Genomic DNA, 18,474 nt, shown 5'->3' on the forward strand with positions numbered 1-18,474 from the left:
CCGCCCTCTTCATGTTCGCATTGGATGGCCATTCCTTACATGCACATTGCAAAGCGCAGGAGCTTCATCGCGGGGACTGTTTCCTGTCGCGCTTCTCGCGCCGTTCATCGACATGGGCCCTGGCCTCGAGGCGAGAGGACGGCGTTCGGGATTAACCTCGGCCCCGGCCAGTGCTCTTTCGGGCGCCGATCAGGACGCGTGCCCGAAATGCCTCAAAAGGTCGGTCGGGCAGAGTGCGACCGGGTCCCTGGCACCCACCAATAGCATTATCAGGGGACGCTTCCCTTGAGTTTGTTGTACCGCTACAGGTTGTCGCCAGTCTCGACCGTCAACCATTGCCGCCGAAACGGGCGCTCGGCACCTGCCACTATCTCGGGTTGTCCAACACTGTCTTCAAAGCCGAGGTGTTGGCTGGCTCGAAAATCGAGTGATCCACAGTCGTAGCACGCCGCGGTCGCCGGGCAGTATTACAGTATTCATGATTTCGGCCGCACCGCCGCCCTGCTTCGGAAGCACGGCGCTACGCCCCTTCATCACATCGGAGCAGGCGCGCCCACCGCCGAAGGGATGTCTCGTCGCCGGCTATGGCTCTTGTATCCTGCCAATAGCGCCGCGTGCGGCGCAAATGGCAGGAGTGCTTCGAAAGGCTCTTACCGATGTTCATCAGCCTGGCCCGACAATGTCGCTGATTACCGCAATCGGTCACCTGTTTCGCAGGGACGCCGACAGAGCTCGATTCGAGCGCCTGGATCGGCTGCTAGCCGAGCTGGGCTGCGATCTCAGCCAGGAATTGGAAGCGATTGCCTGTGCAAATGAGCGAATTGCCGCCTGTGCGGCTTTTGCCTTCGAGGCCCTCGAAAATGGCGAGAACCGGGAGCGAATATCGGCGCGGCTCGATGCGCTGGCACAGGCGATGGAACGCCGTCGCGAGCGGCTGGCGTTTGTGATGTTACAGCGCGAATTTGTGAACAGAACAAGAACTGAATTGGCCCGGTTGCGCCAGCACGACGATCGGGCGGAGCGCGCAAGAACAGAGCGATCAAAGACGCTTCCGGGCGTAGGCGCATACGCCGTTTGGCGGCGTTTACCTCACGACACACAGGCGTAAGCTTCCACAGCTGGGATGATGGGGCCTCGCCACAGATGTGCAGTTTAGCCGATCGCCATGAGCAGATTGTCCAAATCCTGAAGGGGAGTTGGAGGGCCAGTACCGTGCAAGAGCGCAGCGCGGGGGCATGATGGACCGTGTGCTGGACAGCCAATGGCCGCCGGTCAGCGACCAGCACAACTCCGCCGTCCAGGAGTTCATCGGGCTTTCCGACATAACGGAGTTTCTAAGGCGTTATCTGCGCTCGATCGCGGGGTGTGTCCTCGTCGCGCTCGGGCTGGCGTGGTTCTACAACGCCACCACCTATCCGGTCTTTACCGCCACGACGCAGATCCTGATCGAGCCGAAACTGCCACAGCTGCTGCAGCAGCAGGCGGCGGAAGTGAACCTGTCGCTCGATACGGCGCAGGTGGAAAGCCAGATCGCCGTGATGCAGTCGGAAAAGATTGCGGCGATGGTCATCGACCAGCTCGATCTCATCGACGACCCAAGTTTCAACCGACCTCATGCGCCCACGATCGGCGACCGGTTTCGCAAATTGAAGATGATCGTGTTCGAGACATTCGGGCTGGACGGGGCGTGGGCTTCCCGGATCGAAGCTCTTCTTCCCGCAAGCGCGTCGGCCACGCCTCCAAAACCATTGACTGAATTCGAACGCAGCCGGCGCACCATGGAGATTTTCCAAGCGGGCCTCGACGTGAGGCGGGTCGGGGTGTCCTACGCGATTAACATATCCTTTCTTTCGCTCGATCCCGAAGCCGCCGCAAAGATCGCAAACGCCACCTCCGAGGCCTTCGTGCGCGAACAGATCGAGACCAAGGCCGAGGCCGCCAAGCAGGGCGGCGCCTGGCTCGAAAAACGTCTGAAGGAGTTGCGCACCCAGATGAATGCGGCAACCCAGGAAGCGCAGGAATTCCGTTCAAGGCACGACTACAGTGTTGGCGTGGGCGATGATCCGCCAGCCGAGGGCGAGGAACAAACGCCAACGCTGGAAGAACTCGAAGTGACTGCCGACACCTACCGGAAGATGTACGAGAGCTTCCTGCATGCCTACACGAATTCCGTCAGCCAGCAGTCCTATCCAGTCGCCGACGCGCGCGTGATCACGGCGGCGACCGCGCCGCTCTACCCCAGTGCGCCGCGGCCGAAGCTCGTGCTGGCCTTCGGCGCGATCGCGGGCATCATGGCGGGTGTCGGATTGGCGTTCCTGCGCCACACTTTCGACTGGACCGTAAGGTCGCCGCGACAGATCAGCGAACAGCTGGGCCTTGATTGCATCGGCGAGTTGCCGCCGGCCAGGAGGCAATGGCCGCGCCGCCCCGACGAGGTGGCAAGCGCGCCGCAGTCGCGCTTCAGCCACGCCGTGAGACGGGCCAAGACCGCCATCAGCCTCTCCGAAACCGTCCACCCGATAAGGTGGCTGGGGGTCACCGCCGCCAAACATGGCGATATGAAAACCGAATTCGCCAGCAATCTGGCGACGCTCTACGCGACGTCAGGCCTGCGCACGCTGGTCATCGACGCTGACCTCCACCGCCCCGAACTGACGGCGAGATTGCTCGGGCCGGAAAGTTTCGACGAGGAGCGTTCGAAATGCATGGACCCCATCAGCGTCAACATCATCACCGCGCCTGGTCGCCCGTTCGACATCTTGCCGGTCTGGGTGGTGCGAGCAAAGAACCTTCTGGCCCCACGCTCCCTGCAAGCGCTCCTTTCCGACCTCGACTCCTATGACATCGTCATTGTCGACCTTCCCACCCTGGCCAATGGCTCCGACGGCCTGGCCGCCGGATCCGTGCTCGACGGCGTCGTCATGGCCGCCGAGTGGGGCAGGACCCAGATCGACACGCTGCGCGAACTCGCCAGCACGGTCAAGGCAAGCAGGACCACCATCATAGGCGTGCTGCTCACCAACGTTCGCGCCGCCCCGGCCAAACGGCGCGCCTAGGCGGCTCGTCATTGCGGGTAGACCCCTAATGCCTTGGGATTAGGGTGTAGCCTTCCAACGGTAGCGTTACAACCTTTGCCTTTCTTGCCAAGTAGCGCCCGAGCTTGGGATGGTGTGCGTAAAGGCGCAACGTGAACAAGCAATGCCATGACCATGGATGCCTTCGAGAATCGGCCCCTGCACCTTGGCTCATGGCTCGGTGCTCCGTCCCCCGTGGATGTGCAGCACCAGAGCGCTCCCTCACTGGATGGGTCAGCGACCTTGCAGCAAGGATTTCCGGCCGTTTCCCAGATCGCTGTATCCGACGCCGTTTCGGAGCCTGGCAAACCGTCGCCGGCCCAGAACGCTGGAACCTATTTCGAACCGCCCCTTGGCGGTCGGTCCAAGCGGGTGGCCGATGTGCTCATCGCCGCCACCGCCTTGGTCCTTGCGGCGCCGGTGATGCTTATGGTGGCGCTGCTGATCAGGATGACGCTTGGCGGACCGACAGTGTTTTCCCACACCCGCGTCGGCTTCCGCGGAAAGCCGTTCAACTGCTACAAGTTCCGTTCGATGGTAAGCAATTCCGACGAGGTGCTGAGCAAGCACTTGGCCAACAATCCCGATGCCGCAAGGGAATGGGACGAATGCAGGAAGCTGCGGAATGATCCGCGCGTAACGCTGCTGGGGCAGATGATCAGGAAATCGAGCCTGGACGAGTTGCCGCAACTGTTCAACGTCCTGCGCGGCGAGATGAGCTGCGTTGGACCTCGACCGATCGTCCAGGACGAACTCTGTCGCTACGGGTCCCATGTGGGCGAGTACCTTCAGGTCAGGCCCGGCCTGACCGGCCTGTGGCAGGTGTCGGGACGAAGCAGCGCCGACTATGCCGAGCGCGTGTCGCTCGACAGCCACTATGTGCGCAACTGGTCGCCGTGGCTGGACCTTGTCATCTTGTTGCGGACGGTGATTGCGGTCATGCGTGTCGACCGAGCCTCATAGGGTTGGCCCGCTCACCTCCTGGTTTCGGCGTGGCGCCGCCAGGCGATCGCCAGCCAAACCCCGATAATGTATCCCGATTGAAGCGCAAGGATCAAAATCACCAGGGAAGAGAAGGCCACGGAGGGGGACAGGCCCAAGCCGTTCCAGGCCAGGATCGCCAGAGTCATCACCGTGGTCCCGGCGATGAGGGCCGCCGCCTTGTAGCGCAGGCCCAACAGGACACCTGCGGCCGCCACGGCCAATACGCCTATCAGCACTAAAATCTCCAGACGCCCGCGGACGCCCCCAACAGTCCCCGTGAGACTTCTAAAGGGATTCGCTTGAAAATTTAACTGGAAATCGTGCGCGGCGACCATCTGTCAACAGGCGCCGCGTCGGAAAATGAGTGGGAAGGCTCTTTTTTGCGTGAGAGCGCTGTCAGTTCGTGCCCGCGGCGTCCAGCGCCGCGGCCGGCGTGGTCTCGGGCCGCGTCAAACCAGAGGCGGCCGGGTGAGCGGCGGAAATCGTGGACTGCGGCAAGGGAATTTCGATCTTGACGGAGTCGCCCGGTTCGATCGGGGTTGTTTCGTCGGCAATGAATTCGGTCGTGCCGCCGCCTGTCGTGCGCACGATCTTGTAGACGGGCTGTGCCCTCTCGGAGCGGCTCCTCATGGCCAGCAGCGCCGGAGCCGTGATCTCCGACTCATGGAGCAACTGCACGGCCGTGTCGGCCTTCCGGTTGATCTCGTTCAGCTGCGTTTGCGTTTCGCGCAGCGTTTCCGCCACCTCATTGGCTCGCCGGTTGCGCAGCTCGAGAATCGAAATATCGGTTCTGCTGATCTCCTGGCGCGCGCGCAGAAGCGAGGTTTCCGCCGCCAGCCTTTCGCTCTGGATCTGGGCCAGGGTGCGTTCCAGCGACAGTTCCCTGGGCGCAACGGCGAGGCCCTTTTGGACCAGCGACGAAACGCCGGACAATTCCTTCGTGACGAGTTCGATCTGCTTGTCGTGGAAGGTAAGCTGGGTTTTGAGCGACGCGAATTCCTTCTCGAGAAACTCCCGCAATTCGCTGAGCGCGCGCAGCTGTGTTCTCAACCCGTCGGTGCGGGCGTCGAAGATCAGACGTTCCTGTTGCATCAACAGCGCGACCGAGCCCTCGGCGCTGCGTTCCGTCAGCGCGGCGGGAAAGCTGATCTGTTTGCTGTCTGCCAGTTCCGCCTCCAACCGTGCCTTGCGGGCCAGAAGACTGATGTGATTGAGTTCGAGAAGGCCAACGTCGCCGCGCCCCGCGATCACCTCGCGCTCCAGCCGGGAAATGTTCTCTTCGCGGGTCCGCAGTCCGCCCGCTATGCCGATTGCCTGCAGGACCGTCAGGCCTGGCCGGTAAGGGAATTCGCCTGGTTGCGTGACATGGCCGACTATGTAAAAGGGCCTGAACTGAACGATGTCCACGGCAACGTCGGGCTTGCGCCCGAGACCCATCTCCTGCATCAGGCGGTCAGCAATCGCGCGGGCGAGGTCGCCGGGGGCTGTTCCTTGCGCCCGGACCTGGCCGGCGAAGGGAAGGAACAGCGAACCGTCCGCGCCAACGACAAATTCGTCATTCAGCGCGGTCCATTCAAAGATCACGTCGCGCGATGGCCGCCATTCGTAGATCTTGAGCCGGACCTTGTCTTGTGGGCCTAGAAGATATTCGGCCGCCGGCAGCGGGTCAGGGTGCGCCCCCACCACGAGTGAAACGGCGCCGATCAGGGCCAGACGTTTCAGCACGGTCAAACGACCCTTCCTGGGACGGGCTGGTGCGGACAATTTCGCCATCATCACATGCACCCGCTAGATCTTGAGGATGTATTCAGGCTCGATGCGCCCGCTGAGCACGTGCACCATGGCCAGCAGATTGCCGCGCAGCCGGCCGCGGCGGTCGATGTAGGATTCAGGCCAGAGGCTGCGGGCCAGATTGGCAATGACGTTGCGGCCCATCAGCGGCAGCGCGAAGCTCGCCGGGACCGACCCCTTCAAGATCAAATAGACCGGATTGGCGACCTGCGAATAGCCGAACCTCTTGCCGCTTACCCGTCCGGCCTTGATACCCAGGTGGACGCCTGTGATGGCGGTGACGCAGACCACGCGCCCGCGAGATCGCAACTGGCTGGTGAAGTCGATATCTTCCTGCCAGCCATACAGCACAAGGCGTTCGTCGAAGCGCAGTGCCCCGACAAGACAGGCACGGATCGACATATTGCAGCCGTAAGCCCCGACATGATCGACCACCTGCGCCTGGTCGGGCTCCTCGTCCTGCGAGGCGCCGAGCGCCGTGGCCGCATCGTCCCAGGTCAGGCCGGCGTTGCTGGCCCCATCCCTGATCACCCGGCCCATGACCACCGCCCAGTCGTCACGGATGGCAAAGGACCTTTCGACGAGCTCGAGATAGTCGTCGGCAGGCACGAAATCGTCGTCGAAGAAGGTGATGATCTCGAAGCGGCCGAGCGCCGGCGCCATTGCGGCGTTGCGTTGCGCCGCAAGACCGCGGCTGCCCAGGGCGAGCGAGATCGGAAAGGGCGAGGTTTCGGGCAGATCCACGTGCGATGCGTCCGGCGCCGACACGATGACCTCATCGGGCAGCCTTGACTGGCGGGCCAGATGCGCAAGCAGGCGCAGCACCTGCCCGGGGCGGCCGAGTGTGGGAATGATCAAGGCGAGTTTCATCAAGGCTCCGTCCTGCAGCAAGGAGCCTAGCCCCGCGCACAACGCCGGGCAGCCTGCAAAAAAGGAGGCCGGGGGGCACCTACCCATCGCCCTTGGCACCGGCTTTGGGAGTAACCGTTGCATCGCGCGGGCGTAGCGGCACAGCCTTTGGGATGAGCCCTTCGCGCAGGCGCCGCCACTCCTACCCGATCGGACAGCTTGTTGGCCCATGGCCCCGATCCGAAACTGGCAACAGCGCTGGGGCCTCAAGGGGGACCCGATCAGGCGCGATGAGGACATTCGCCATGCGCCATGAACGGATCGACGCCGGACCGACGACCCTTTCGACCAAATTGCCGGAAATTGCGGCCGGCCGCGATGCGGCCATAGCGGTTGTGCATGACTGGTGTCCGACCTTTCGCGGCGGCGAACGCGTGCTCGCGCAAATCTGCAAGCAGTTCCCGAAGGCGGAAATCTTCACGCTCTTCGACTTCCTGCCCGCCGAGATCAAGGAGCAATATTTCAAGGATGTGGAATTCCATGCGTCCCCGGCCAACCGGATCCCGATGGTGCACAAATTCTACCGGTCGCTCTTCTTCTTCTGCCCCTTCCTGATCGAACAGTTCGACGTCACCGGCTACGACGCGGTTATATCCTCTTCGGCCGCCTTTTCGCGCGGCGTGATCACCAGGCCGGATCAGCCGCATCTGTGTTATGTGCACAGTCCCGTCCGCTACGCCTGGGACGAGCAGTTTTCCTATCTTCAGCAGGGCAAACTGGGCTTTGGCCCGAAGGGAATGCTCTACCGCTACATGCTGCATCGCCTGAGGACGTGGGACACCAGGACCGCGCATGGTCCAGACCTGATGCTGGCCAACTCGAACTATGTCCGCTCCCGCATCCAGCACATATACGGGCGCGACGCCCGCGTGGTTTACCCGCCGGTCGCCCTGGACGAGTTGCCGTGCGTGGAGGACAAGGACGACTATTACGTTTCGGCATCCTTCCTTGCGCCCTATAAGCGCACCGATCTTGTCATCCAGGCGTTCAACGAAATGCCGTCCCGGCGGCTGATCGTCGTTGGCGAAGGCCAGCAATCCGCCAGCCTGCGAGCCCTGGCCGGCCCGAACATCACCTTCTCGGGCTTCCTGCCCCGGAAGGCGTATGTGGACACGCTGGCGCGGGCCAAGGCGATGGTCTTTGCCGGCTGCGAGGATTTTGGCATAGCGCTGGCCGAGGCCCAGGCCTGCGGAACGCCGCTGATCGCCTTTGGCCGCGGCGGCGCGGCCGACATCGTGCAGCGCCTGGGATCGTCTCCCAGCCCGACGGGAGTGCTGTTTAAGGCGCAGACGGTCGATCACATCAAGGCGGCGGTCGACCGGTTCGCCGAAAGCGGCGATATGATAACGCCCCGCGCCTGCGCCCAGAATGCCAGGCGGTTTTCCGAGGAGAACTTCGATCGGGCGATCCTGGAATCCTTCGAGGCCGTCCAGGCAATCCACACCGTCACGTGAGTTCCAGCTCCCGTCCAGCTGCGGCGCGAACGCCGTCGGCCGCGGCCATCGCCTCCAGATAGCGTAACGCCGTACGCCTCCAGCTGAATCTGGAAGCCCTTGCCCGGCCTTTGCCGATCATCTCCAGGCGCAGGTCGGGCGAGCCGTGCAACCGCATGAAGCTGTCGAACCATGCATCGGGATTATCGGGCGGGGCGAAGAGCGCCGCGCCGCCGCAGATTTCAGGCAGGCTCGCGCGGTCGGAAACGACGACCGGACAGCCGATCGCCATCGCCTCCAGAGCGGGAAGACCAAATCCTTCGGTCAGGGACGGGAATGCCAGGCACATCGAGTCCCGCAGCAGAGCCGCCAGTTGGCTGTCTGGAATGCGTCCGAGCCAATGGACGTTTGCCGCTTCGGCACGTGACCGGCCGGACCTGAAAACGCGCGGATCCGACATGCCGACGATCGCGATCCTGAGTCCGGCGCGGCCGAGACGATCGGCCATGTCCAATATGAACCCCGCATTCTTGTGGGGCGCTGCGCTGCCGATCATCACAATGGTGTCGCGCGAGGCCGCCAGCCGCGTCTCGGCCGAGTGCTCGGGCTTCCACCGCAACGCATGCTCATGGCCGTTCGGCGCCAGGAAAAGCCTGCCTGCCGGGGCGATTTTGTGGCGGATCATCTCCTCCAGAGAATAGGACGACACCGTCGAGACGCTCCAGGCCGCGCGTCCCACAGCAGGCAGCAGCACGCGATAAAGGCCGCGAAACGCCAGCGAGTAACTCTGCGGCGCATTCCAGACGTTGGCGTCATGGATGCATACGATCTGCTTGCGCGCGGCGATCGGCCCGGTGTTGCACAGGCTGAGCAGGCCGGTCCCCTTCGGCCTGGCGGCAAGCGCCACCTGCTCCCAGGCATGGCCGCCGAGGCGGCCGACCTGCCGGATTTCGATCGCTTTGAGTTCAAGGCTTTCAGCACCAGGCGGAACCAGCAGTTCCACCTCCAGGCCCCGCGCAAGCAGCGTCTGCTCGGCAATCCAGCAATCGAGCGCGCGCACCGTTTCGCGTGCATAGCGCTGGACGCCGGTCGTCGGCTGGGAAAGGAACCGCCCGTTGATCGCCCAGCGCCTTGCCATGATTGTGCCCTCGAGCTTGATGCGCAATTTGCGCAAAGCTTAGTGTGAATGCGCAAGTCGTGCTGGTCATCACGGCCATTCGGTCAGAACTGGCCGTGTGCATCATCCGGCATCGCGAGAAAGGGTAGGGTGCTACCTCAAACGTGTGAAGGTCGCGCATCGAGCCCTGGTGCTAATCTTTGTTGGGGAGAGCTGACGGGAAGCTGAAAGCATGGACGAAGTCGAGCCAGGGATAGGGGCTGCAAGACAGGTGACCATCAATGGGCGCGCGCAGGATTTTTCGACGCATCCGCACCAGACAGCTCTCCTGGGCACCGATCCGGCGCAAACCCTGAATATGCGCGAGCGGGCGCTGGTGCTGCCCGCGGGCCGGGAACGGCGCTGGACCCTGAATGGCGATTTCCTCGGGCTGCGGCCGACAGGGGTCGCGCGCTATGCCAGTGAGGTAACCTCGGCGCTGGATGCGCTGGTGGCGCAAGGCCATCCTCTGGCGCGCAATTTGCGCCTCGACGTCGTCGCTCCCCGCCATCCGCCGGAGGCACTTCGCCTCCAGGCCCTGCCGGTTCGCGTCGTCCCCGAACTCCGCCGACCCAGACTTCCCCAATTCTGGGTCCAGGCCCAATTGCCGCGGCACGTTCCAGGGGGGCTGGTCAGCTTCTGCAATCTTGCCCCCGTGTTTTTCAGGCGGCACATCGCCTGCATTCATGACATGCATACGAGGCTGATGCCCGAAAGCTATACGAGAGGTTTCCGCTGGGCGCATCGCCTGATCCTGCCAATGCTCGGCAGCCGGGCCGCCCGCATCACGACGGTCTCGGAACTGTCGCGCCGCCATCTCATCGAATTTGGGGTCGCCACAGCCGGGAAAATCGTCGTCACCTACAATGGCAGCGATCACGCCTTGAGATGGGATGCGATGAGATCGAGGCTTTCCGTCGATCCGGCCAGACCCTATGTGCTTTGCCTCGGGCGTCGCGACCAGGAGTACAAGAACGTCGGTCTTTTGGTGCGGCTGGCCCCATTGCTGGGTGAGATGGGCCTTGATCTGTGGATGCCGGGGGACGTCGACGAGACGGCCGTGAGGCGGTATGCGCCTTCGAAGCCGGACAACCTTGTGCTTCCCGGCCGCATCAGCGACGACGACTTCAAAAAGGCGCTTATGGGCGCCGTTTGCTTTCTGTTTCCGTCGCGGATCGAAGGCTTTGGCCTTCCGGCGGTTGAGGCAATGGCGTCCGGTTGCCCGGTCGTGGCTTCAACGGCGCCCTGTCTTCCCGAAGTGTGCGGGGACGCGGCCCTTTACGCCGATCCTGACGACCTCCACGCATGGGCCGAGATCGTCCGGCTTCTCACCGTCAACAACGACCTGCGAAACCGGCTTGTGCAAAGGGGGCATGCGCGCGCGGCGAATTACTCGTGGCGTGCGATCGCCGAGACATACCTTGAGCTGATGATGGAAATCGATCTGGAAATGCCCGCCGGCTAGCCCGTCGATGCGCACAGCAGCCAACGCCCTACGCTCTGCGGAGCATGATTTCGGCTTGCACAAGACGCCGACCACCGATCCTCCGATCTGACCAAAGAGGCGTTCCGGTCTTTCGCTCTTCGTCCTTCCAGGCGATCGCGCAAAGGCCGGTCACGACACCGCGCCAAGGTTGCGGGCGACTTCGCGCAGCACGCGCATGGCCGTCATCAGATCCCTTTCATCAACGTCGTGAAGCACCCGTTCGCGAACTGCGCTTGCGAAATCGCGAATGGCCTCGGCCTCTTCACGAGCCGACTTTGTCAGATGGATTCCCTTGGCCCGCCGGTTTCCTTCCATGGCGCGACGCGTGACAAAGCCCTTCTTCACCAGCGCATCGACCAATAGGCCCACTGACGCTTGCTTGATCTCCAGGGTCGCGGCGAGTTGCGCCTGGGTCGATCCTTCCTGCTTGGCCAGACACATGAGCAATCGGGCGTGTGCGAGAGTGAGGCCGCAGGCCCTGATGCGTTCATCGAAAAGCGCGCGAAGCTTGCGGTCTACCTTGACAAGATCTTCGACGAATGTGGCCTTGGATGAAAAAAGCGCCATTTGGTATCAGCCATCTATGCTCGCGCCGCATGGAACGGTGGCAAAGCCGCTACAAGCAAAGCGGCGTTTGGGCTCGCCCTTGAAGGCGGGATCCTATGCGGCCCAAAAACACACAACCGCCCCGGGGAGCTTCGCGCAAGACTGCCGTCATTTTCTTGGCCGCCGCGAGGGCCGCGCGGGCCGCCGACCGCTATTGGGTCGCGCGCCGCTGCCGGGCGCCTGAACCTGCTGGTGACCTCGCCTTTGGCCAGCCCGTAAGCCTTCATCCGTGGCGGTCGCCCGTGCAGTGCCTGCGGCGCCGTTCCGTATCACCCGGTTTCGCATCAGCAAACACAGCCGACATGGATTTTTCTCCCCCAGACTTCCCAGACAGAGAGCTGCGCTGGATGCCGCAGCCCCTATGTTATTGTAAAATTAAGTGACCGGCTGCCGCAGCGACAGTGCGCCATTTGGCGTAGCCCGCTTTCAGGAAAAGTCATTTGCCCTACATGCTTCGACAATTTGGCGAACGGCGTCCCGCTTCGCGCCGGCAGCTAAGCCGTTTGCGGGACGACGGAGGGTCGGCGCAAGCGAACGCGTCCCGTGCTGGAGCAAGTGAAAGGATACGGTTGTGCGGCCGTGGCTTCAGGCGGCGGTGGTTGGCGCGAGCGCCTCAAAAAGGCCTGGGTGGCGCCAAATGGCGCGGAACTTCGATTGGCACTGAAAAAGAACTGCACCTGCCTCCCAAGCGGTGAGCGATCCTTGGTGCGACTCAAAAGCCGCGAGTTCCCGGCTGCTGGGTGCTGGGTGGAGGCCATCGCTCATACTGGCAAGGCTCCAATCAGCCTATGAGGGAATATTCGTATGCAATTCGCGCTGCATCGAATCCGCTCGGACGCAGCGTGAAAGGCGCCCCTACGCCGCCTGTCTGCGTACGATCGGGAACCAGTTTGACAGGTATCGCGTCAGCGGCAACTCCCCATAGAGGTACACCAGCACTGAAACATAGGTCACGATCACGGGCGTCACGAACAGCAGGATCGTGGCCACAAGCGCTGATTCGCCGCTTTCGCCCACGAGCCTTTCAGACACGATGTTCACGAACCAGTGCGTCAAATAGATCGCAAAGGTACATTTCGCTAGGAAGTTCACCAGCTTTGAATCGCAGTAGACGCCGCCTTGCTCCAGCGCGACAACGGCCAGCAACAGGATGGAAGTCGGCAGCCCCAACGCGAGAAGACGAGGCGCTTCCGGCCAAAGGAATGGGCGCATGATGACGGCAGCCAAGCAGGCAGCGACGACAAAAGCGGCGCCAGCAATTGCCACGCGGCGGGGAAAACTCAAAGGAAACACCCCGGACCTGCCAAGCCTGTAGACAAGTATGCCGAGCGCGAAATCGACTAGAATAGGATTGGTGTAAAACACAAAAGTCGGGTTTTTGATACCCGATGCCTGGCCGACGACCACGAGAAGAACGACAAAGGCGGCGGAATAGAGAATCCCGTTTTTCATGCTGACAAGTTGGAAGGCCGCGATTATCAGGCTGAATTCGATAATTATGAGCAAGCTCCAAGTCGGGTAAAGGATCGGAAAGGGACCGTAGGCCACGAATGCGAGCGACATGAATAGCTCGGACAAGGTGTTTGATTCGCTCATCGCGTAATTCTCAACGAGAAATGCCAGAATGGTGAACCCCCAGTACAAGGGCACAATTCTGATCAGCCTGGTCCGCAAATAATCGGCTGCTGGCTTGCCTTCGTCTCCGAACACGTGTGCGGTCAGAAAGCCTGCCAAAACCACGAAAAGGTCCGTCCCGAAACGTAGAACGTTCAAGATTTCGGGATCGATGTGAGCGGCGCTCACCACCCGACTGATGTGAATCGAAGCGATGGCATATGCCGAAACCAGCCTAAGGAGCTGCGCGTTGTGCCAGAACTCCCTGGCGTGAGCAGAATGGACTGGCTGCAGATGGTATTCCGCGTTCATCCTGGATCTCACCGAAGCGAGAAGGCGGGACAAAACACTGATGATGGACGACGCTCCCCCGCGGCGTTCTCCAGCGAGGTTTTCGCGTGGCGGTAAGGGTAAGGCGACCAATGCAACAACTGCAATTGACGCCAAACAGACCGTGCCGATCATTGAGATGGCCAGCGAGGAAGCCAATGCAACTACGTCCCCATTTATCCAAAGTTTAGAGGAAGAAAGCGGTACGGAAACGGACGCAAACGAGGTGCATGCCTACCCAATTTGGGGAATCGGATTAGACTGTATGCCCACCATCGTCTCAAAGTTGATCGGACCGTTGCGGCGCGTAACTGGGCCGATAGTCACCAGGGTTTAGCAGGCGAATTGAACTGAAGTATAATTCCATAAAAAGCTTGCATGGGCGGAGGCAACGGCTCCCACTTGTCCATTGCCCGAAGGATGCAATAAGCGGCCCCTATCGCCGTTAGATTTTCTGGTATCTCCGAGGCCTTCCGTCTTATGCTTCCATCACTCCCGTGTTTCATCAAGCCTGCCGATCCAGGCAGTTCTATCCGCGACGGAGCGGTTAGGATGGCTGAGCATTCCTTCAAATAAGCCGTCCGGCTTGCTGAGTGTCATACCTTCTGCGGCGCACGCGAGTGTGATGCTGGCTGCGAAGTCGCCGTGATGGAATGCTTCAATGGCGGCATCGATTTGCTGTCGGGCGGCCCCACTCTTGGTGAACCTGCAGCCGTGAGACCTGTGGGAAACCGATGGTGTGACGCCAAAGGGCAACTCCCCCGAAATTGTCACGATTTTGGAACGAGCCCTAGAGATCGACCCGCGCATCCAGCGGCGGCCCATCTCTACATCCACCCGGTCGAAGCGTCAGCGACGCCCGTACGCGCGGAAGCGGTCGCTGACCACCTGCGGGGCGCCATGCCTGGGGCTGGGCATCTCACCCATATGCCAGCCCACATACGTGCGCGGTTGGGACGCCATCACGATTCCATGCAAGTCAATCGCGAGGCAATCGCGGCGGACGAGGCGTTCGTCGCGCGGGCGGCGAGGCGGCCAGCCCACTCTATCGCTATGGCTACTATCCCCACAACCTTTATGGCGTCTGGCTACCTCACGGGCCGGATGGCTTGGAAGAATCAGGACGTGCCACATCCCGCGCGAAAGGAACGCGTCGGAACCTGGGAGATCTCCTGCCCGGCCGGGCGGCGTCCAACCGCACCGGGAAGGCGAGGAGCCGTAGCCGATGATGAACGTACAAGGGAAGTCTGACTCCGCCATAATAGCTGTGAAGTTGCCGAACAAGGCCGGATCTCCGGTGGCGGAGGCGATGGAGCCAAGAGGGGACCAAGGGAAACGTGGGCCAGCAAGCTCGCACCGGGCACAGGACCGGCGCGTGACCCAAGCGCTGGACCGCGTACGGAAAGCCGCAGGGCTGAGGAAGAAGGAACGGGTCAGAGCGCTCCTCCACCACGTCAATGTCGATATACCTGGGACGGCATTCTACGCGCTCAGGCGCAAAGCTCCTCCGGGCGTAGATGGCATAACGTGGCAGGACTACGAGGCGGACCTTGAGCCCCGGCTCAGTCTGCCATCTGCTGCAGGTCAGCAGACGCAACCCTCATCGCGATCAAAAAGGCCGGAGCTTGTTTGCGGGGCTATTTCACCATCGTTGGGAGTGGCGTCGGCATGGCGCCATCCCTGTCGATCCAAGCCACCGCCTCTTCAAGGGAGTCAAAATTCCGATGTTGCCCGCTCAGCGGGCCAAAACCCGTCTCGAGAAACCATTTGCCCTGGGTGGCGTATGTTTCCTCGTCGATTTGCGTAAGCACCGCCACGAGCAGGTTCGATCTCAGGACGAGAACCCCAGCTTCGCCGCCCTCCACAGTCGCAACACGGATGTTGGTGAGTGAAAAGTCAGGGCCTAGCGTCACATCGTCCATTTGTCGAACCCATACAAATCAACTGCAAGCGCCAATCACGAAGCGAACGGACTTTAGAAGGCGGAAAATTTCTATGCACGAAGGCAGTAACAAAAACTTGATACCCCCATCATTCCGGCAGTTCAATATGCCGCCCGTATTATTCCGGATCCCGGCGAAGGTCCCGCTGACTTAGCGACGCAGCCACGTCGTATTGCTTGTAGAAAACGTCTTTGTTTTCATAAAATTACGGCAAACATCTCATCTTTCAGTATAGCTTGACACCGCAGCTGCGAATGTCGCCCCCGTTCAGTCGGAACTCATCCGGCTAAAGAAGCCGGGCCTTCCTGAGCACGAACGCCTCCGCGTGAAGCTCAGGCGCCCGGCACTCCATTCCGCGCAACCTCGCCAGACCCCGAAATGTTTCGCGGTCGAACCAGTCCTTTGAGCGCTGCGTGCCAAAATGCGTATGAAGCAGGTCGATCTTCCTTTCCAATATGTTGGCGGTGAGCGGAACGTAGGCGTTTGGCTGGCAAAGGTCGCCATCCCATTTCGGGATTTCGTATTCCACCACCAAATGATCGCGAAACACGTTCCAGGTCAGTTGGTTGACCTCGCGGTGATCCTGGTGCGCGTCGAGACGCGCATGGGTGAACACCACATCGGGCTCGACGCGAGCCCTCAGTTCCATCAGCCAGCGCTTGATCGAGCGGCTCTGGGAGGGAAAGTAGCTGTCCTCGAATTCGGCGACCTCGATCGCGCTTTGTCCTGCGCCCTGCAGGAAGGCTTCGGCCGAGGCGGTGGCTTCGGCGGTGCGCTGGCCACCGGCGCTCAGGACGCACCAGTGGACGTTCAGCTTGACCCCTGACGCGATCAGGCTGAGGATCGTGCCGCCCGCGCCGATTTCGATATCGTCCGAATGAGCGCCCAGCAGGAGCAGGGAGAGTTCCTCCCCGCTGCCTGCAATAGACAGGCTCCTCATGACGCGGCCATCACGACATTGCGCCTGTTTCTCTCGGCGGTGACCTTCGCGTTCCAGGGCATGTCGCCCTTTTCGACCATGTCTTCGAGCGACTGCCAGTCGCGCAGCGTATCCATCGAGCGCCAGAAACCCTCGTGCTTGTACGCCATCAGCATGTTGTCTGCGATGAGGCGCGTGAAGGGTTCAAGCACCAGCTCTTCGCCGTCGCGCATGTAGTCGAAGATTTCGGGCCGGAACACGAAATAGCCGCCATTGATCCAAATCTCCGAAGTGTCCGTCGTGCGAAACTCGCGAACGCGGCCATCCTCGGCGATGTCGGCCAGGTGATAGGTCAGCGGCGCCCGCACGGCGAGGAAGCAGCCGATCTTGCCGCTGGCTTCGAACTTGGCGATCACGTCCTCAAGGTCGACGTCGGTCAGCCCGTCGCTGTAGTTGGCCAGAAACATCTTTTCGCCTTTGACGTGGTCCTTCGCGGCCCACAGGCGCTCTCCGATGTTTCGCCAGATGCCCGTGTCGAGCAGCGTCACCCGCCAGTCCTTGTCGGCCTCATTGAGGAGCTGGACGTCCCTGCCGCCGCCCGACACGACGCAGTCGGCGAAGGTCTGTGGCCGGGTGTTCAGGAAGAACTCCTTGATGACAGTGGCCTTGTAACCCAGGCACAACACGAATTCGTCGTGCCCGTAATCGCTGTACCACTGCATGACGTGCCGCAAGATCGGCTGCTGACCGAGCGGGATCATCGGCTTTGGAATGGTTTCGGAATAATCGCGGATTCGGGTCCCGCGCCCGCCGCAGAACAGAACGACTTTCATCTTGGAAGCTCCGCCGGATCGATGATGGTGACGAAAGGAATGGGCACGATGAATTTGGCGCCCCAGGCGGCGACATGGCGCATCTGCTGGATGATCTCGTCCTTCAGATTCCACGGAAGGATCAGGATGTAATCCGGCTGGGCCTGGTCGAGGGCCTCCACAGGACGAATTGGAATGTGCATGCCCGGCGTGAAGCGGCCATGCTTGTAGGGGTTGCGGTCGACGGTGAAGTCGAGGAAATCGGTGCCGATCGCGCAGTAGTTGAGAAGCGTATTGCCCTTGCCCGGGGCGCCGTACCCGCAAATCCGCTTGCCCTCGTTCTTGGCCGAAATCAGGAAGGCCAGCAGGTCGTGCTTGGCGCGCTGCGCCTTGGCGGCGAAGGTGGCATAGGTGGATATATCGGCGAAGCCGTTTCGCCGCTCCCGGGCGAGAAGATCAACGACGCTGTCATTGGTGTGCCAGGCGCTGTCGTCATGCGCCAGGTAAACGCGAAGCGACCCGCCATGGGTTGGCAGCTCCTCCACATCGATCAGCCTCAACCCGTGGCGGACAGCCATCAGATCGATCGTCAGCAGCGAGAAATACGAGAAATGCTCGTGATAGATGGTGTCGAACTGGTTTTCCGCGATCAGGCGCTCGATATGCGGGAATTCGAGCGTGACGACGCCCTCCGGCCGCAGCAGGATTTTGATCCCGGCGACGAAATCATTGAGATCGGGCACCTGCGCCAGGACGTTGTTGCCGATGATGAGATCGGCGCCCAGTCCCTCAGTCATCATCTGCCTGGCCAGGCGCACGCCGAAGAAGTCGACGCGGGTGGTCACGCCCTTCTCGATCGCGGCGCGCGCTACATTGGCGGCCGGTTCGACGCCGAGCACCGGGATGCCGAGCGGAAGGAAGTGCTGCAGCAGATAGCCGTCATTGCTCGCCAGTTCGACCGCGAGGCTGTCGGGACCGAGGCCAAGGCGCTTTGTGATCGACTCGCAATAGGCCTTCGCGTGAGCGACCCAGCTCGTCGAGAAGGAGGAGAAGTAGGCGTATTCGCTGAAGATCGTCTCAGGGGTCATATATTCCTTGAGCTGGACGAGGAAGCAGGCTTCGCACACCTGCACGTGAAGCGGAAAGTAAAGCTCCATCTGGTCGATCTGGTCGGCCTGCAGGAAGCTTTCGCAAGGCGGCGACATGCCGAGGTCGACGAAGGTATGGCGTAGGCGCGAGCCGCAAAGCCTGCACCCGTAAGTCCGCCGCACCGCATGAGGGTCGCGAACGATGTCGACAGCCTGAATGTTCATCCTATGCTCCAGTCCCCGCTGTAGGCCTTGATTGGGAACGCGGGGCGCTGGGGGAACCCCGTGCCTGCCGCGTTGCTTGTGCTTGCGTCAGTTGCGAGGTTAGA

General features: G+C 61.6%; 16 protein-coding genes. 5 read left to right on the forward strand and 11 right to left on the reverse strand.

Features of this window, described 5'->3' with window-relative positions; genetic code table 11:
• The first annotated feature begins 679 nt into the window (after positions 1-679).
• From MAXJ12_RS25120 to MAXJ12_RS25130, 3 genes are all read left to right on the forward strand, one after another.
• Complete coding sequence (locus tag MAXJ12_RS25120) at positions 680-1,108, forward strand: hypothetical protein (RefSeq protein WP_040587900.1); 429 nt, start codon at positions 680-682, stop codon at positions 1,106-1,108.
• Between the two features lie 127 nt (positions 1,109-1,235).
• Entirely contained in the window at positions 1,236-3,056 is a 1,821-nt protein-coding gene (locus MAXJ12_RS25125) for a GumC family protein (RefSeq protein ID WP_008838875.1), read from the forward strand.
• A gap of 261 nt (positions 3,057-3,317) precedes the next feature.
• Positions 3,318-4,037 carry a sugar transferase gene (locus MAXJ12_RS25130; RefSeq protein ID WP_244421594.1) on the forward strand — a complete coding sequence of 240 codons (720 nt, stop codon included), beginning with the start codon at positions 3,318-3,320 and terminating at the stop codon, positions 4,035-4,037.
• Between the two features lie 11 nt (positions 4,038-4,048).
• Here MAXJ12_RS25130 and MAXJ12_RS25135 read toward each other — a convergent pair whose 3' ends face one another.
• From MAXJ12_RS25135 to MAXJ12_RS25145, 3 genes are all read right to left on the reverse strand, one after another.
• Entirely contained in the window at positions 4,049-4,393 is a 345-nt protein-coding gene (locus MAXJ12_RS25135; protein ID WP_008838877.1) for a hypothetical protein, read from the reverse strand.
• Positions 4,394-4,454: 61 nt separating this feature from the next.
• On the reverse strand, positions 4,455-5,789 hold the full coding sequence (locus tag MAXJ12_RS25140) for a polysaccharide biosynthesis/export family protein (protein WP_008838878.1): 1,335 nt from the start codon (positions 5,787-5,789) through the stop codon (positions 4,455-4,457).
• A gap of 57 nt (positions 5,790-5,846) precedes the next feature.
• The gene (locus tag MAXJ12_RS25145; RefSeq protein WP_008838879.1) at positions 5,847-6,719 is read right to left on the reverse strand and encodes a glycosyltransferase family 2 protein; all 873 of its coding nucleotides are present in this window, start codon (positions 6,717-6,719) and stop codon (positions 5,847-5,849) included.
• 284 nt (positions 6,720-7,003) lie between these two features.
• Between MAXJ12_RS25145 and MAXJ12_RS25150 the strand changes: the two genes are divergently transcribed.
• Positions 7,004-8,212: a glycosyltransferase gene (locus MAXJ12_RS25150; protein ID WP_008838880.1), complete on the forward strand. Its 1,209-nt coding sequence runs from the start codon at positions 7,004-7,006 to the stop codon at positions 8,210-8,212.
• Here MAXJ12_RS25150 and MAXJ12_RS25155 read toward each other — a convergent pair.
• Complete coding sequence (locus MAXJ12_RS25155; RefSeq protein WP_040587928.1) at positions 8,205-9,329, reverse strand: glycosyltransferase family 4 protein; 1,125 nt, start codon at positions 9,327-9,329, stop codon at positions 8,205-8,207. The two genes, MAXJ12_RS25150 and MAXJ12_RS25155, sit on opposite strands and share 8 nt — an antisense overlap.
• Before the next feature lie 211 nt (positions 9,330-9,540).
• Between MAXJ12_RS25155 and MAXJ12_RS25160 the strand changes: the two genes are divergently transcribed.
• Positions 9,541-10,812, forward strand: coding sequence for a glycosyltransferase family 4 protein (locus MAXJ12_RS25160; protein ID WP_008838882.1), 1,272 nt, complete (start codon positions 9,541-9,543; stop codon positions 10,810-10,812).
• Between the two features lie 150 nt (positions 10,813-10,962).
• Here MAXJ12_RS25160 and MAXJ12_RS25165 read toward each other — a convergent pair whose 3' ends face one another.
• From MAXJ12_RS25165 to MAXJ12_RS25200, 7 genes are all read right to left on the reverse strand, one after another.
• Positions 10,963-11,400 carry a MarR family winged helix-turn-helix transcriptional regulator gene (locus tag MAXJ12_RS25165; RefSeq protein WP_008838883.1) on the reverse strand — a complete coding sequence of 146 codons (438 nt, stop codon included), beginning with the start codon at positions 11,398-11,400 and terminating at the stop codon, positions 10,963-10,965.
• Positions 11,401-12,294: 894 nt separating this feature from the next.
• On the reverse strand, positions 12,295-13,365 hold the full coding sequence (locus MAXJ12_RS25170) for an acyltransferase family protein (RefSeq protein ID WP_008838884.1): 1,071 nt from the start codon (positions 13,363-13,365) through the stop codon (positions 12,295-12,297).
• A 507-nt stretch (positions 13,366-13,872) separates the two neighbouring features.
• Complete coding sequence (locus MAXJ12_RS25180) at positions 13,873-14,208, reverse strand: hypothetical protein (protein WP_040587904.1); 336 nt, start codon at positions 14,206-14,208, stop codon at positions 13,873-13,875.
• 812 nt (positions 14,209-15,020) lie between these two features.
• On the reverse strand, positions 15,021-15,305 hold the full coding sequence (locus MAXJ12_RS25185; protein WP_008838886.1) for a hypothetical protein: 285 nt from the start codon (positions 15,303-15,305) through the stop codon (positions 15,021-15,023).
• A gap of 307 nt (positions 15,306-15,612) precedes the next feature.
• Positions 15,613-16,266 carry a PIG-L deacetylase family protein gene (locus MAXJ12_RS25190; RefSeq protein ID WP_008838887.1) on the reverse strand — a complete coding sequence of 218 codons (654 nt, stop codon included), beginning with the start codon at positions 16,264-16,266 and terminating at the stop codon, positions 15,613-15,615.
• Positions 16,263-17,078, reverse strand: coding sequence for a sugar phosphate nucleotidyltransferase (locus MAXJ12_RS25195; RefSeq protein ID WP_008838888.1), 816 nt, complete (start codon positions 17,076-17,078; stop codon positions 16,263-16,265). The genes MAXJ12_RS25190 and MAXJ12_RS25195 overlap by 4 nt, the downstream gene beginning before the upstream one ends.
• Positions 17,075-18,370, reverse strand: coding sequence for a class I SAM-dependent methyltransferase (locus MAXJ12_RS25200; RefSeq protein ID WP_008838889.1), 1,296 nt, complete (start codon positions 18,368-18,370; stop codon positions 17,075-17,077). Before MAXJ12_RS25200 ends, MAXJ12_RS25195 begins: the two co-directional genes overlap by 4 nt.
• Positions 18,371-18,474: the final 104 nt, after the last annotated feature.

It is taken from the genome of Mesorhizobium alhagi CCNWXJ12-2 (assembly GCF_000236565.1).
Lineage (GTDB): Bacteria > Pseudomonadota > Alphaproteobacteria > Rhizobiales > Rhizobiaceae > Allomesorhizobium > Allomesorhizobium alhagi.